The following is a 15,093-nucleotide window of genomic DNA, read 5'->3' on the forward strand; positions in this document are numbered from 1 at the left end:
AAAAGCTAGCTATGTATCTATTTGTTTCCCGATAATCGGATCCCAAACCTGCGGACGGATATCTAGCCCATGGCCATCAGTAGTACCCAGACCACCACCCCTGTGTCGGCTGCCCAAGGCGCCAACCCCTTGGTGATGCGCATCATCGGCTTTTGCGCGCTGGCGCATCTGATCAACGACCTGATCCAGTCGGTGCTGCCGGCTATTTATCCGATGCTCAAGGCCAACTACGACCTGAGCTTCGCCCAGATCGGCCTGATCACCCTGACGTTCCAGATCACCGCCTCGCTGTTGCAGCCGTGGGTAGGTTTTTTCACCGACAAGCGTCCGACCCCTAACTTGCTGCCGCTGGGCACCCTGTGCACGCTGGTGGGGATTGTGATGCTGGCGTTCGTCGGCAGCTTTCCGATGATTCTGCTGGCCTCGGCGCTGGTCGGCATCGGCTCCTCGACCTTCCACCCCGAAACCTCGCGTATCGCCCGCCTGGCCTCGGGCGGGCGCTTTGGCCTGGCCCAGTCGACCTTCCAGGTCGGGGGCAACGCCGGTTCCGCGTTCGGCCCTCTACTGGCGGCGGCGATCGTCATTCCGTTCGGCCAGAGCCATGTCGCCTGGTTTGGCCTGGCAGGACTGTTCTTCTTTGCCGTGACGCTGATGCTGCGCCGCTGGTACAAGGCTCACCTCAACCAGGCCAAGGCGCGCAAGGCGGTGCAGGCGACCCATGGCCTGTCGCGCCAGCGGGTGATCGCTGCGCTCATCGTGCTCGGCCTGCTGGTGTTCTCCAAGTACTTCTATATGGCCAGTTTCACCAGCTACTTCACCTTCTATTTGATCGAGAAGTTCGACCTGTCGGTGGCCAGCTCCCAGCTGCATCTGTTCCTGTTCCTTGGCGCGGTGGCGGCAGGGACCTTCTTCGGTGGGCCGATTGGTGATCGCATCGGGCGCAAGGCGGTGATCTGGTTTTCGATTCTTGGGGTGGCGCCGTTCACCCTCGCCCTGCCGTATGCCGACCTGTTCTGGACGACGGTGCTGAGCCTGGTGATCGGCTTTATCCTCGCCTCGGCGTTTTCGGCCATCGTGGTGTATGCCCAGGAACTGGTGCCGGGCAATGTCGGCATGATTGCCGGGATCTTCTTCGGCCTGATGTTTGGCTTTGGCGGGATTGGCGCGGCGCTGCTCGGCTATGTGGCCGACTTGCGCGGGATCGAGTATGTGTATGGGTTGTGCTCGTATCTGCCGCTGTTTGGCTTGTTGGCGGTGTTCTTGCCGTCTACGGGTAAGCGCTGAGATTGTTGGGGCCGCTTCGCGCGGTCCCAACAATTGACGAATCGATCAGCCTTGGCCTAGAGTGCCGCCTCCTCTTTACCTGCGTAGTCGATGCAATGCGCCGTACTCAGCGTCTCCTCCAAGCCCGCCAGCCTGCTGCCCAGGCCTGTCGGCGTGCCTGGCCGAGCGACACGGTGCTCAAGCGGCGGCGCAGCGTGCTGTTTGCCTTCACCTTCTCGCCACACCTTGCCCTGAGCTGATCCGCGTGCCTGCGTCCAACGCCTCCCCGGCGTGATTGCGGGCGTTCGCGTGCGAACATTTTTCAGTGATTTTAAGCCGACCGGGCCAGCAAGGCCTAGGTGCGTCGGCTTGCAAGGAGTGGTAATGAACATGCGTTTGCTGGCGGGCCTGTTGTTCGCCGTTTCGGTCGTGGGTTTCAGCCTGGGGGCGAGCCTGCCGCTGGTGTCGTTGCGTCTGCATGAGGCGGGCGCGAGCACCCTTGAGATCGGTATTCTGTCGGCCATTCCAGCAGCGGGCATGATGCTTTCGGCGTTCATGGTCGATGCCTGCTGCCGGCACCTGACCCGGCGCACCATCTACCTGCTGTGCTTTAGCCTGTGCACCTTGAGCATTGGCTTGCTGGAGTGGGCGTTCTCCTCGATCTGGCTGCTGGCGCTACTGCGCCTGGGGTTGGGCCTGGGCATGGGGATTGCGATCATCCTTGGCGAGTCGTGGGTCAACGAGCTGTGCCCTGAGCACAATCGCGGCAAGATCATGGCCTTGTATGCGACTAGCTTCACCGGGTTCCAGGTGCTGGGGCCGGCGATGCTGGCGGTGGTCGGCGCCAACAGCCCTTGGGTCACCGGCGTGGTGACGGCCTGCTATGGCCTGGCCTTGCTGTGCATCCTGGTGACCGTGCCGAACGACCATGTGCAGCACGAAGATGACGGCGAGAAGAGCTTCACCCTGGCCGGGTTCTTCCGCGTGGCCCCGGCGCTGTGCGTGGCCGTGCTGTTTTTCTCGTTCTTCGACGCCGTGGTGCTGTCGTTGCTGCCGGTATACGCCAGCAGCCATGGCTTTGCCGTGGCGGTGGCGGCACTGATGGTGACCGTGGTGTTCGCTGGCGACATGCTGTTCCAGTTGCCGTTGGGCTGGTTGGCTGACCGGGTCGAGCGGACCGGGTTGCATTTGCTCTGCGGTTTGATAGCGATGGCGATCGGTATCGCTCTGCCGTGGCTGCTCAACCTGACCTGGCTGCTGTGGCCGATGCTGGTGCTGCTGGGCGCGGTTGCCGGTGGCATCTATACCTTGGCGCTGGTGTTGATCGGCCAGCGCTTCAAGGGCCGTGACCTGGTTACGGCCAATGCCAGCGTCGGCTTGCTGTGGGGTGTCGGCAGCCTGGTCGGGCCATTGGTCAGTGGCGCGGCGATGGGCGTTGCCCCGCACGGCTTGCCGATGGCCCTGGCGCTGATGGCGGGGTTGTTCGTGTGCTTTGCCCGGCAGTCGTATCGCCGGGCAGGAAGGCTCAAGGCGGTGGCTGAGTAATGTCTTTACCGTGAACGAGGGCAGAGCCCTCGTTTGGCTCAGAAAGTCCCGCGCAGGGTTACCGACACATTGCGCGGATCACCCCAGTAATAGCCCGTGGCAGTCGTACCAATCTGTCGGTAGTACTTCTTGTCGAACAGGTTATTGGCATTCAACTGAACCGTGTAGTTATCGTTGAAGCGGTATTTGAGCAGCGCGTTGTAGACCGCATATCCCGATTGGGTTGCCTTGGCGGTGCCACTTTGCGCATAGATATTGCTCTGCGCCTGCACGCCGCCGCCAACGGTCCAGGCATCCAGTGCACCTGGCAGGCGATAGCTGCTGAACACGCGCAGCATGTGCTCAGGGTCGGTGGTGCGGATGGCGTCGCCATTGGTGGCCGCCGTGTTCTTTACATACTCGGTTGTGTTGTAGGTATAGCCGCCTGTTAGCTGCCAGCCGGGTAAGACCTCGCCGCTCACTTCCAGGTCGATGCCTTCGCTGCGGCTCTTGCCAGAGGCGATTTTGCAGCGAGCGGTACCACCGCCGCAGCCGGGTTCTGTCGAGAAGTCATCTACCGGCGTGCCGACTTGGTTTATACGGAAAAAGGCCAGCGAGGTATTCAGGCGCCCGTCATAGAACTCGCCTTTGATCCCGGTCTCGTAAGCCTCGCCCACTACCGGGTCGAGCACCGTCAGGTTCTTATCCACAACCGTCTGTGGGTTGAAGATTTCGGTATAGCTGGCGTAGACGCTGAAGTTGTCATTCAGGTCGTAGATAAGCGCCGCGTAGGGCACGATCTCTTCGTCGATGCTGAATGTCTTGTCAGCTGCAGCGGCGAACTCCTGTTCGTAGTCGTACCAATTGATCCGTGCGCCGATTACGGCGGTCAATGGATCTGCCAGGGAAATCCGCCATGTCGCATGTGCCGCCTCTTGAGTTGTGCGCGTGCGTAACGGATGGGGGATACCGTCAATGGTGGGCTCTGGCAAGCTGGTCTTGGGGTCCCAGTGGCGGATGTCGATGATGTCCGAGTACACCACGCGATTGGTGCCGGAGGCGTAGGAGTCGTTGCGGATTCGCTCTACTCCCAGCATCAATTCGTGGGTGCGGCCCAACAGCTCGAAGGGGCCATTGAGGGTAGCGCTGAGGTTGTTCTGGAGACTTTCACCGCCGTCCCCTTCAGTGACCTGGTAGGTCATCAAGTAAGGGTTGGTGGCGCTGGCTCGCGACATGTAGGTTTGTTTGAAACCATTGTCGTCCAGCTCGAAGTGAGTGCGCAGGGCCATCAGCTTGAGCGTCCAGTCGTTGTCGAAGCGATGCTCGAGTTCTGCGAAGGTCTGCAGATTGCTGCGATCCCAGCGGTTCCATTCGGCGCCCAGGTACGTGCTACGGCCCAGTGGCAGGGGCGAGCCGTCGAAATTGGCCGGCAAATTGCCCCAGGCTCCGGTGGCATCGAGCTTGGTCCATTCAACGCCGGTAGTCAGTGTTGTGCTCTCGCTCAAGTCGAAGGCCAATTGGCCGGAGAAGGCCTCCTTGCGCTCCATCCGCGAATCCTGGAACAGGTCGCGGTCATCATGCACGGCGATGACTCGGCCGCGAACGTTACCCGTTTCGTTCAGCGGGCCGGAAACATCAGCGACATAGCGCTGAGCGTTCCACGAGCCCAAGGTGACCAAGCCCTGGGCCTGAAAGTCGTGGGTTGGTCGTTTGCGCACCAGGTTGACGGTGCCGGATGGGTTGCCCGCGCCGCGCAACATGCCGGTTGCGCCGCGCAGGATTTCGGCGCGGTCGATGAAGGCCGAATCGCTCTGAATGAATGAACCACCGCCGCTGCTTTGCACCACGGTGGCGCCGTCATACTGGATGGCATCGATGGCGAAGCCGCGGGAGTAATACTGAACGCGTTCGCTGTCGGTGTAGTTGACCACCACCCCCGGCGTCTGCTCGAGCAAGTTGGTGAGGTTGGTGATGTTCTGATCGTCGATGCGCTGGCGGGTGACCACGGTTACCGACTGCGGGGTATGGCGCAGGGTCTGTGGCATTTTGCCGATGGTCACCGCGCCAGTCGTGTAGGAACCCGTATTTTCAGTGACTTCACCCAAGCGATTGCTGGAAATGCTGGTCGCTCCCAACTCCAACGCAGAGCCAGTGTCGATTGCCGGGATCAACAAAAAGCTCTTGTCACTCTCCTGTTGCACCTGCACGTCGCTGCCTTGCAACACAATCGACAGGGCCTGGGCGCTGTCATAGTGGCCTTGCACACCGCGGGTGGTCTTGCCTTGCAGGCTGTTCGCATCGAACGACAGGTTCAGGCCACCTTGCCGGGCCATCTGGTCCAGCGCAGGGGCCAATGGGCCAGCGGCAATGTTCCAGTCCAACTGCTGGCTCTGGCTGGCCGCTGCGTGGGCCACCAGCGGCAGCGCGCAGCTGCTCGCCAGGCTCAAGCCGAGCACGGCGGCGCGTACGGCGTGGCGTAGCCTGTCGTTGCGGAGAGAACAAAGGTGAATCATGACGCGCTCCTGAAGGTTGTGAAGACCACTTTTCGGGCTTTGTTCCTTCAGGCCGAGCGAGAATGAGATTCCACCTCATTTATTTTCAGGTTTTTCATGCAGCCCCGATGCTGACCCAATAGCGCGTGCGGTAGTCGATCTGCAGCGGCAGGCTGCGCGCCAGCAGCTGGAGGATTTGCTCGGTGTCGGCCAGTTGATAGGTGCCGGACACTTTCAGATCGGCTACCTCAGGTGCGCAGCGCAACAGCCCCGGGCGATAACGCGACAGTTCAGCGGTAAATTCGCTGAGCGGCATCTGCTGCACGCTGAGTACGCCATCGGTCCAGCCCCAGGGGTCGCCATGCACCAGCGCTGGCTGGATTGCGCCGGACGCGGCCAGCTGCAGCACTTGGCCTGGGTACACTTGGCGTAACGGCGCCGAGTGGGGCATCAGGGTGACCTCGCCGCGGCGCACTGCCAGCAACAGGCCTTGAGCGTTTTCTCGCAGTAACAGTTGGCCGTCGTGGGTGCTCAACGCACCGAGTTGGGTGTCGATGATGAAAGGGCGTTTGTCGTTGGCATTGCTGTCCAGGGTCAGCTCGCCGCGAATCAGCGTCAGCAGGCGTTGATCGGCGCTGTAGCGCAAGTCGATGGCGCTGGCGGTGTTGAGCTGGATGCGGCTGCCGTCGCTGCCTTGCACGTCACGTCGCTCGCCAGTGGCGGTACTGCTGTCGGCCAGCAGGGCGGGTAGGCCCAGTGGTTCGCGCGCCGCCCAACCGAGGCTGCCACCCACCGCCAGGACTGCGAGCAGCTTGAGATGATCGCGCCGGCTGATCTGCTGGCGCCGGCTGCCTTCGAGGGTGCGCCGGCTGAGGTCGCTGGGCAGGCCGGCGAGTTCGTCGCTCAGCGTGCTCACCCGCTGCCAGGCCAAGGCGTTGTGCGGGTGGCTGGTCAGCCACTGCTGGAACTGCCGCTCGGTGCGCGCACTGGGTTCGTCGAAGCGCAGTTTTACCAGCCAGTCGATGGCTTGATCGACCTGGGCTTGTGCGGGAATGCGCTCAGGCGTCGGCATAGCGCAACCGATAGCAGGTGCCCAGGGCCTTGGCCAAGTCACGTTCGATGGTCGCGCGCGAGACATCCAGGCGCAGGGCGATCTGGGCGATGCTCAGGCCATCGAGTTGGGCCAGTAGAAAAGCCTGGCGCACCCGCGGTTTCAACTGGTGCAGGGCACGGTCCAGGCGTTCGAGGGTGTCGAGAATCACCCGTCGATACTCTTCGCTGGGCGCCTCGCCTTCTGGCAAGTTGGCCAGGCTCTCTTGATAAGCCCGCTCCAGCGCCCGACGGCGGAACTGATCGATCATCAGGCCACGGGCGATGCTGCTCAGGTAGGCGCGTGGCTCTTTCAACGGCGAAACCTGGCGCGCCCGCAGCAGGCGCACGAAGGTGTCCTGGGCCAGGTCGGCGGCGTTCTCCCGGCAACCGACCCGGGCCTTGAGCCAGCCGCGCAGCCAAGCATGATGGGACTGATAGAGCAGATCGATTTCGGCCGGCTTGAGCGTGTCGTTCATCTGCATCGTGGCAACGGCCTTGACCCTGGAAGTAACTGCGTTTGTTAATAGTTCTCAATTCTAGGCGGGGTCGATGAGCCAGGGCAACGGTATACCAGGAAATTATCGCGCAAGATCCGGCGTTTCCCCGATAAACGGCTGGGCTAAAGTGATAATGCTGTTCACTTAAGATTTTTTGGGCCGCTCTGCGCCCCTTCGCGGGCAAGCCCGCACAGGTATAGCGCCGTCGGTCCGAGCGGCGCAGAGCGGCCCAAAAGCAGGCGACAAGGGCTTTGAGTGAACCGTATTAGGGCTAAGATGAAGGTTTTCTGCACTGGGTAGTCGTCGATGATTCTGGCCGATCTTTCGCCCGCCGCGTTTCGCGAAGCTGCAGATTATCTCGCGGCGCTCGATCCGCACTGGTCCCAGCACATTGCTGCGACCGGGCCATGCCTGCATCAGGCAACGCCCGGGCGCGAGCCCTATGAAGCGCTGGTGCGAGCGATTGCCTACCAGCAACTGCATGCGCGTGCGGCCGAGGCGATCCTGGGGCGGATGCTGGCACTGTTTCCTGGTTCGGCATTTCCCAGCCCTGATCAACTGCTGGCGATCCGCCCCGAGGCGTTGCGCGCCTGTGGCTTTTCAGCGAGCAAGTTGGCGACCGTGCAGGGCATTGCCCAGGCCCGCCTGGACGGTATCGTGCCCAGTCGTGAGCAAGCGCTGGGGCTTACCGATGAGGTGCTGATCGAGCGGCTGGTGACCTTGCGTGGAGTAGGGCGGTGGACAGTGGAGATGCTCTTGATCTACTGCCTGGAGCGCTCGGACATACTGCCTGTGGATGATTTCGGCGTGCGCGAAGGCTATCGGCGGATCAAGGGCCTGGACAAGGCGCCGACACCCGCCCAGATGAGATCGCTGGCCAGTGTGTGGAGCCCGCACCGGACGGAGGCCGCCTGGTATCTGTGGCGGGCTGTCGGGTGATAGGGTGCTGCGCCGATCTTCCGAACGGCGCGGTCAGTGTAGGAGTGGGTTTACCCGCGAAAGGGCCGCGCAGCGGCCCCATCATCGTGAAGTTTACGCGCAAGAATCGGAGTGAACCCGGCACCGGCAGCTGGCAATCTCACTCCCATCCACCGCCAGGAGCCGCTCCCCATGAAGCCCGCCTACGCCACCGACGCCGAGCGCTGGCTCGCCGTGCAAAACCGCGACAACAGCGCAGCCGGGCACTTCGTCTACGCCGTGCGCACCACGGGCATCTACTGCCAACCTGGCTGCAAGTCACGGCTGGCTAAACGCGAAAACGTCACCTTCTTTGCTGACCCTAGCGCCGCCGAAGCGGCAGGCTTTCGCGCCTGCCAACGCTGCGCTGGAGCATCCCGGCGCAGCGATCTGATCGCCCGCGCCTGTCGCCTGATCGAAGCCAGCGACAGCGCCCCCAACCTCGATCAGCTGGGCATCGAACTGTGCCTCAGCCCGTTCCACCTGCACCGCCTGTTCAAGGCCGAAACCGGCTTGACGCCAAAAGCCTACGCCTCGGCCTTCCGCGCCCAGCGCCTGCGCGATCGCCTGGGCGACAAAACCAGCTCGGTGACCGAGGCCATTTACGACGCCGGCTACAACTCCAACAGCCGCTTCTACGAAAGCGCCGGCCAGCGTCTGGGTATGCTGCCCAAGCAGTACCGTGCAGGCGGCCAAGGCGCCATCATCCATTTCGCCCTTGGCCAATGCTCGCTGGGCGCCATTCTGGTGGCGCAGAGTCAGCGCGGTATCTGCGCCATTCTCCTGGGTGACGACCCTGAAGCGTTGCTCAATGATTTGCAGGATCAATTCCCCAAGGCGCAGCTGATCGGCGCTGATCCCGATTTCGAGCGTTTGATCGCCGTGATAGTGGGGTTCGTCGAGCAACCCGCCCTCGGCCTGGACCTGCCACTGGACGTTCAAGGCACAGCCTTTCAAGAGCGGGTCTGGCAGGCATTGCGTGAGGTCCCGGCAGGCCAGCGCGTCAGCTATAGCGAGATCGCCGAGCGTATTGGCGCGCCCAAGGCGGTCCGCGCGGTGGCGCAGGCCTGCGCTGCCAACCGCATCGCCGTGGCCATCCCTTGCCACCGGGTAGTGCGTCGGGATGGCGATATCAGCGGTTATCGCTGGGGGGTCGAGCGCAAGCGGCAATTGCTGGACCGAGAGACGGCACTCTCCTGATCACGCGCAGCAGCGTAGAATTCCCCGCCAGTTGTGCTTGTGAACATTAGGGGATTTCAATGAGGCGTATAAGCCTTGACCGTTTCTGCGTAGGGATTCTGGCCTTGCTCTTGTGGGTGGCCACACCGGCTTGGTCGGCGGGTGCTACCCCTGTGGGGCAATTGCTGGCCGGGGAAATGCCTGCGCTGGAAGAAAACGCCAGCCTGGAGCAACTGAGCGACCGGCTCGACCAGATCCGCCAGGGCGTGACCACCAATGCCAATGACGACCAGCTCTCGCAGTTGCGCCAGGCGGCCATGCAGGTGCAGCGCCAGGCCGATGCCCAGGTGGCATTGCGCACGACCGATCTGGAGCGCGTGGAAGACCAGCTCAAGGTGCTCGGACCAGTGCTGCCGGACGAAGCCGACAGCATCACCCGCCAGCGTCAGCAACTGACCAGCGACAAGAAGGCCTTGCTCGCCCAGCAGCAGACCGCCACCCAGCTGACCCAATCGGCGCGCGACCTGTCGACCCAGATCGTCAACCTGCGCCGCAGCCAGTTCAACTCGCAGATCACCAGCCGCGCGGCGAGCCCGCTGAGCCCAGCGTTCTGGTCGAGCTTTATCCGGCCGACCGACGATGACGTTGCCCGCCTGCGGGCCCTGCGTGGCGAAGCAGCCGATGCCCTGGCCAGTGCCTTCAGCCCTGAAAACCGCTGGCTGTTCATCACCAGCCTGATCGCGGCGCTGCTGGTGTGGACCCTGGTAAGACGGGTACTCGAGCAGCTGTTGGCCGATGCGATGATCCGCTGGCTGCCTGAAGGTCGCCTGCGCCGCAGCGCCCTGGCCCTGAGCGTCAGCCTGGCGACCCTGGGCACCATTTCCGGCTCGGTGTCGCTGGTGCGTTGGGGCCTTGAGACCAGCGCCGAGCTGGGCGCCGACATCGCCAGCCTGATCAACCATGTGTTGACCCTGGTGGTGTTCAGCGCCTTCATCACCGGTCTGGGCCGTGCCATGTTGATGTTGCAGCGCCCCTCTTGGCGTTTGCCGCCGATCCCGGACGAGGTCGCCAGTGCCCTGGGTTGGTTCCCGAAACTGCTGGCGCTGGCGCTGATGGTGCTGCTCAGCCAGGAGCGGATCAACAGCGTGATCGGCACCAGCCTGGCGCTGACCCTGGCCACCAACGGCTTGACCGCCTTGGTGGTGGCGTCGATCTTCTTCGCCGCCTTGGTCCGCTACCGCCGTACTCGTCGCCTGCACAAGCTTGAGCGACCGCCAGGCCTGGCCGGGCTGATCCCGTTCGTCATCGTCGTATGGTTGGCGCTGACCGTGTTGGCGCTGCTGACCGGTTACCTGACCCTGGCTTACTTCCTCACTGCCAAGCTGTTGTGGATCAGCGTGGTCGCAACCTGTGCCTACCTGCTGGTCACGGTGTTCGGCGACCTCTGCGAAACCCTGCTTTCACCGCGCCAGCCGGGCGGCTTGGCGCTGGCCTCGGCACTCGGCCTGGCCCAGCGTCACCAAGCCCAGGCCAGCACCATCCTGGCCGGGATTGGCCGCACCTTGCTGCTGTTCGCCGCCGCGCTGCTCGCGCTGATGCCGTCGGGCACCAGCCCGGGTGAGCTGCTGATGAGCCTGGCCGATTGGGATGGCAGCGGCGGTAAGGTGCTCGGTAACCTTAACATCGTCCCGCAGGATATCTTCCTGGCCTTGGCGATGTTCTTCGGTGGTCTGTTCGCCATTCGCGTGGTCAAGCGTTGGCTGAGCGAGCGCCTGCTGCCGGAAACCGACATGGATGCCGGCATGCGCGCGTCGCTGGTGACCCTGGTCGGTTACCTGGGCTTCCTGTTCCTGGCGATGCTGGTGATGTCGACCCTGCGCATCAATCTGACCAGCTTGACCTGGGTGGTCAGTGCGCTATCGGTCGGTATTGGTTTCGGTTTGCAGCAGATCGTGCAGAACTTCATTTCTGGCTTGATTCTGTTGACCGAGCGCCCGGTCAAAGTGGGCGATTGGGTCAGCCTTGCCGGGGTCGAAGGCGACATCCGCCGCATCAACGTGCGCGCCACCGAGATCCAGATGTCCGACCGCTCCACGGTAATCGTGCCGAACTCGCAGTTCATTTCGCAGAACGTGCGTAACGTGACCATGGGCAATGCGCTGGGGGTAGTGAGCATTACCCTGACCTTGCCGTTGGAGACCGACGCCAGCCAAGTGCGCGAGCTGTTGCTCAATGCCTACCACGAGCACGAAGCGATCCTCGATGCACCGACGCCTTCGGTGACCTTCAAGGACCTCACCGCCAGTGGCATGGTGCTGAGTGTCAGCGGCTACGTGGCCAGCCCACGGCAGGTGTCGGGAGCGCGCAGTGATCTGCTGTTCACTGTGCTGGGGCGTCTGCGAGACGAAGACATTCCCTTGTCGTCGCCTCAGAGCATGGTGCTGGTGCAAGAAGGCCAGCGGCCGGCCGACGAGCCTGCTTGAACCTGCTGCGCAGTAAGTCAGTGTTTCAGCTGTGCCCTTGAGATCGAGCGCCGCACGAGCGGCGCTCAGTCTCATGAACGCAGCACATTTAGCGGCCTGCGCTTAGCCCAGACACCGCGTCACATGCTTGACCGACTGATACGCCGCCAACCCCCAAGGCCCAAGCTCACGCCCGATCCCGCTGCCCTTGGTGCCGCCCCATGAGGTTTCAACGAATACCGCCTGCACCGAGTTGATCCACACATGGCCCACTTCCAGCGCATCGGCCACGCGCTCGGCGCGTTGCAAGTCGGCTGAGCAGACGGTGGCGACCAAGCCAAAACGGCTGTCGTTAGCCTGGGCAATGGCTTGCTGTTCAGTGCTGAAACGCCGAGCGCACAGCACCGGGCCAAAGATTTCTTCCAGCCACAGCCGGCTGTGTTCAGGCACATCGACATACAGCGTGGGGCTGACGAACCAGCCATCGCGATCGAGCACCTTGCCGCCCGCCAGGCACCGCAACCCCTCTTCCCGTGCAGTGGCAAAGTAGCCGGCAACCTTCAGCCATTGCGCCTGGCTGGTCAGCGGCCCCATCTGTACCTCTTCAGTTAGGGGATTACCTACGTGCATCGTCTCCAGCGCTGCTTGCAAGCGCGCCAGCAGTGCATCGGCAATGCCGTCCTGGACCAGCAGGCGTGAGGTCGCCGAGCACATCTGTCCGGCGTTCCAGGTGATACCGGCAATGATCCATTGCACCGCCTGGTCGACATCGCAATCGTCGAACACGACGATCGCCGACTTGCCGCCCAGCTCCAGCGTCACCGGCCGACACTGCGCCGCGCTGGCGCGCATCACCTGGCTGCCAACGCCATTGCTGCCGGTGAACGACAGCTTGTCCAAGCCGCTGTGGCTGCTCAGTGCCGCGCCGGTTTCGGCCTTGCCGTTGACGATGTTCAGCACGCCTGCCGGCAAGCCAAGTACGTCGGCAATCTGGCCGTAGGCCTGCTCGATCAGCGGGGTGACTTCCGAGGGCTTGAGGACCACCGTGCAGCCAGCTGCCAGGGCAGGGGCGAGCTTCCAGGCGCTGGTCACCAGCGGGAAGTTCCACGGCACGATCAGGCCCACCACGCCGACCGGCTCCAAGCGCGTGCGCGCACTGAAGCCAGGCACCGCCAGCGGCACAGCGCGATTCTTCTCTGGGAGTTGCTCGGCAAGATCAGCGTAGTAGGCGAAAGTCGCCACGGCATCGTCCAGATCGATCTCGGCCTCATGGCGCGGCTTGCCGTTGTTGCGCATCTGCAAGGCGATCAGCGGGTCGCGGCGCGCGCCAAGTTGCTCGGCGAAACCGCGTAGCAGCGCCGCCCGTGCAGCGGCAGAGGTCTGCTTCCAAGCCGGCAGGGCGCGGCGGGCGGCTGCCACTGCCTGGTCGACTTGCGCAGTGCTGGCCGACATCAGCTCGGCGAAGGGCAAGCCCAGCGCTGGCTCATGCACCGTGATGCAGTCGTTGCCTTGGCCTTCGACCCAGCGGCCGTCGATGTAGTGAGGAGTGGTCATGGGCGAATTCCAGTCAGGCCATTTCGGCAGCAGGGGTTACCGGCATGTGTGGGGTGCGTTTGCAGCGCACCCAGCGCGGGCCTAGAGGGCCATACACGCCAGCAGGTTCAGGGAACAGGTTGAGCAGGAGCAGATACAGCACAGCGGCGATTCCCAGGGTTACCGGCAGGCTCAGGTCGATGCCTGCGGCCAGTTCGCCAAGCGGGCCGACGAACTGCCCCGGCAGGTTGACGAAGCACAGGCCGACCGCCGCGCTCGGCAGCCAGGCGCCCATGCCACGCCAGTTCCAGCCATGCAGGAACCAGTAGTGACCGCCCCGCTGGCCGCGGGTGAACACCTGCAGATCATCGGCGTGGTAGAAGCCGCGACGGGTGATCAGGCCGAGGATCATGATCACCATCCATGGGCTGGTGCAGGTGATGATCAGCACGGCGAAGGTCGACACGCTCTGCACCAGGTTGAAGGTGAAGCGCCCCAGGAAGATGAAGCCAATGGCTGCAACGCCGATCAGCAAAGTGGCACCTGCGCGGCTGAGCAGTCGGGGAAATACGCTGGACATGTCCAGGCCGGTGCCATACAAGGCGGTGGTGCCGGTGGACATGCCGCCGATTACCGCGATCAGGCACACCGGCAGGAAGAACCAGCTCGGCGAAATGGCCAGCAGCCCGCCGACGTAGTTGTTGGCGGCGATGTAGTCCGGCGCCTGGCTGGCCACCAGGGTGGCGGTGCACAGGCCAAACAGGAACGGGATCAAGGTGGCCGCCTGGGCGGCGATCACCGCCAGCATGATGCGCGCCTTGGGCGTCTTACGCGGGATGTAGCGCGACCAGTCGCCGAGAAACGCGCCAAACGACACCGGGTTGCTCATGGCCAGGATCGCGGCCCCGACGAAGGCCGCCCAGAAGCCTGCCTGGCCGAGATTGACGCTACCGGCAAAGCCCGCGTCAAAAGGCCCGGCGAAGGCGAAGAGGCCCAGCAAGAACAACAGGCTGGAGGCCCACACGGCGATCTTGTTGACCCACAGCATGAAGCGGAAACCAAAGATGCACACCACCAGCACCAGCACCGCGAACAAGCCATAGGCCAGCCCCAGGGTCAGGTCGGTTTCCGGCAGTCCGGCCAGGCGCTTGGCGCCGCCGACCAGCGCATCGCCCGAGCTCCACACCGACAGCGAGAAGAACGCCACGGCAGTGAGCAGTGACAGGAACGAGCCGACGATACGCCCGTGCACGCCGAAATGCGCGCCGGACGACACCGCATTGTTGGTGCCGTTGAGTGCGCCGAACAGGCCCATCGGGGCGAGGATCAAGGCGCCGATGCCGACCCCCAGCAGAATCGCCCAGACGCCGGCCTGGAACGACAGGCCGAACAGCACCGGGAAGCTCCCCAGCACCGCAGTGGCGAAGGTATTGGCGCCGCCGAAGATCAGGCGGAACAGGTCAAGCGGGGTGGCGTCGCGTTGATCGTCGGGGATCTGTTCGACGCCATTGGTCTCGATACCGGTCGAGTGGCTCATGATGATGCTCCAGCGCGGTTGTTGTAGGTCGGCGCAGTGCGCAGACCCTCTTGTGGGTGCGTTGGCAGTGGCGGCAGGGCCGCAAAGGCTAAAACGGTTTCAGGCTTGGCTAACCACTGAAAGGTGCTCATGGCAGGCCAGCCAGCGCTCATCCTGGCGGCGGAAAACGATGGTCTCGCGCTCGCTCAGCGCGTGCTCTTCACCCGCGATGCGAATGCGCGTGGCGACATCGTGGATGAAGATCGCTAGCTCACCTTGCAGGCTGATGTGGACGTTGCTCGACTGGCACGCGAGCACGGCAAAACCTTCGGCTTGCCACTGGGCCCAAAGCTGTTCATAAGCGCGGCGTGACAGCAGGGGTTGCGCCAATGTGTGGAAAAGAAAGGTGGCGTCTTCGCTGAAGCAGGCGAAGTAGCGGGCGCTGTCGTTGCTGGCAAAGGCGGCGACGAGGTCGGCGGCGGCTTGCCGTACCTGGAGTGTCTGGTCCACGGGAGTGGCCTCACGGTTATTGTGATTGTGGTGATGCGATTCTGGTGAGGGAGGGGCGAGGGAAAAAT

12 protein-coding genes are annotated in these 15,093 nt (G+C 63.3%); 6 read left to right on the forward strand and 6 right to left on the reverse strand.

The genetic code is table 11. The features are described from left to right. Positions 1 to 69: 69 nt before the first annotated feature. The 3 genes from ACF8K2_RS23755 (at position 70) to ACF8K2_RS23765 (ending at position 2,808) form a co-directional block, all read left to right on the forward strand. On the forward strand, positions 70 to 1,284 hold the full coding sequence (locus tag ACF8K2_RS23755; RefSeq protein WP_312152438.1) for an MFS transporter: 1,215 nt from the start codon (positions 70 to 72) through the stop codon (positions 1,282 to 1,284). A gap of 95 nt (positions 1,285 to 1,379) precedes the next feature. Further along, the gene (locus ACF8K2_RS23760) at positions 1,380 to 1,523 is read left to right on the forward strand and encodes a hypothetical protein (RefSeq protein ID WP_264234708.1); all 144 of its coding nucleotides are present in this window, start codon (positions 1,380 to 1,382) and stop codon (positions 1,521 to 1,523) included. Positions 1,524 to 1,647: 124 nt separating this feature from the next. Continuing rightward, the gene (locus ACF8K2_RS23765) at positions 1,648 to 2,808 is read left to right on the forward strand and encodes an MFS transporter (RefSeq protein WP_392467992.1); all 1,161 of its coding nucleotides are present in this window, start codon (positions 1,648 to 1,650) and stop codon (positions 2,806 to 2,808) included. Positions 2,809 to 2,846: 38 nt separating this feature from the next. Here the strand turns inward: ACF8K2_RS23765 and ACF8K2_RS23770 are convergent, their stop codons facing one another. The 3 genes from ACF8K2_RS23770 to ACF8K2_RS23780 form a co-directional block, all read right to left on the reverse strand. Then, entirely contained in the window at positions 2,847 to 5,300 is a 2,454-nt protein-coding gene (locus ACF8K2_RS23770; protein ID WP_312152433.1) for a TonB-dependent siderophore receptor, read from the reverse strand. 94 nt (positions 5,301 to 5,394) lie between these two features. Next, positions 5,395 to 6,351 (reverse strand): FecR domain-containing protein, encoded by a 957-nt coding sequence (locus tag ACF8K2_RS23775; protein WP_392467995.1) that lies wholly within the window; start codon positions 6,349 to 6,351, stop codon positions 5,395 to 5,397. Further along, positions 6,338 to 6,853, reverse strand: a complete 516-nt coding sequence (locus ACF8K2_RS23780) for a sigma-70 family RNA polymerase sigma factor (protein ID WP_186554212.1) — start codon at positions 6,851 to 6,853, stop codon at positions 6,338 to 6,340. The genes ACF8K2_RS23775 and ACF8K2_RS23780 overlap by 14 nt, the downstream gene beginning before the upstream one ends. 321 nt (positions 6,854 to 7,174) lie before the next feature. On the opposite strand from ACF8K2_RS23780, the gene ACF8K2_RS23785 reads away from it, so the two are divergent. The 3 genes from ACF8K2_RS23785 (at position 7,175) to ACF8K2_RS23795 (ending at position 11,487) form a co-directional block, all read left to right on the forward strand. Beyond that, entirely contained in the window at positions 7,175 to 7,807 is a 633-nt protein-coding gene (locus ACF8K2_RS23785; RefSeq protein ID WP_392467998.1) for a DNA-3-methyladenine glycosylase family protein, read from the forward strand. A 171-nt stretch (positions 7,808 to 7,978) separates the two neighbouring features. Continuing rightward, positions 7,979 to 9,025 carry a bifunctional DNA-binding transcriptional regulator/O6-methylguanine-DNA methyltransferase Ada gene (gene ada / locus ACF8K2_RS23790; RefSeq protein WP_392468001.1) on the forward strand — a complete coding sequence of 349 codons (1,047 nt, stop codon included), beginning with the start codon at positions 7,979 to 7,981 and terminating at the stop codon, positions 9,023 to 9,025. 59 nt (positions 9,026 to 9,084) lie between these two features. Next, positions 9,085 to 11,487 carry a DUF3772 domain-containing protein gene (locus ACF8K2_RS23795; RefSeq protein WP_392468004.1) on the forward strand — a complete coding sequence of 801 codons (2,403 nt, stop codon included), beginning with the start codon at positions 9,085 to 9,087 and terminating at the stop codon, positions 11,485 to 11,487. 102 nt (positions 11,488 to 11,589) lie between these two features. On the opposite strand, the gene ACF8K2_RS23800 is transcribed toward ACF8K2_RS23795, so the two are convergent. The 3 genes from ACF8K2_RS23800 to ACF8K2_RS23810 form a co-directional block, all read right to left on the reverse strand. Beyond that, on the reverse strand, positions 11,590 to 13,020 hold the full coding sequence (locus tag ACF8K2_RS23800; protein ID WP_392468007.1) for an aldehyde dehydrogenase family protein: 1,431 nt from the start codon (positions 13,018 to 13,020) through the stop codon (positions 11,590 to 11,592). Positions 13,021 to 13,033: 13 nt separating this feature from the next. Further along, a complete protein-coding gene (locus tag ACF8K2_RS23805; protein ID WP_392468010.1) occupies positions 13,034 to 14,536 on the reverse strand; it encodes a purine-cytosine permease family protein in 1,503 nt (500 codons plus the stop codon). Positions 14,537 to 14,635: 99 nt separating this feature from the next. Further along, positions 14,636 to 15,025 carry a YybH family protein gene (locus ACF8K2_RS23810; protein WP_392468012.1) on the reverse strand — a complete coding sequence of 130 codons (390 nt, stop codon included), beginning with the start codon at positions 15,023 to 15,025 and terminating at the stop codon, positions 14,636 to 14,638. Positions 15,026 to 15,093 lie beyond the last annotated feature (68 nt).

The sequence above is a fragment of the Pseudomonas sp. xss_2 genome (assembly GCF_043104195.1).
GTDB lineage: Bacteria > Pseudomonadota > Gammaproteobacteria > Pseudomonadales > Pseudomonadaceae > Aquipseudomonas > Aquipseudomonas urmiensis.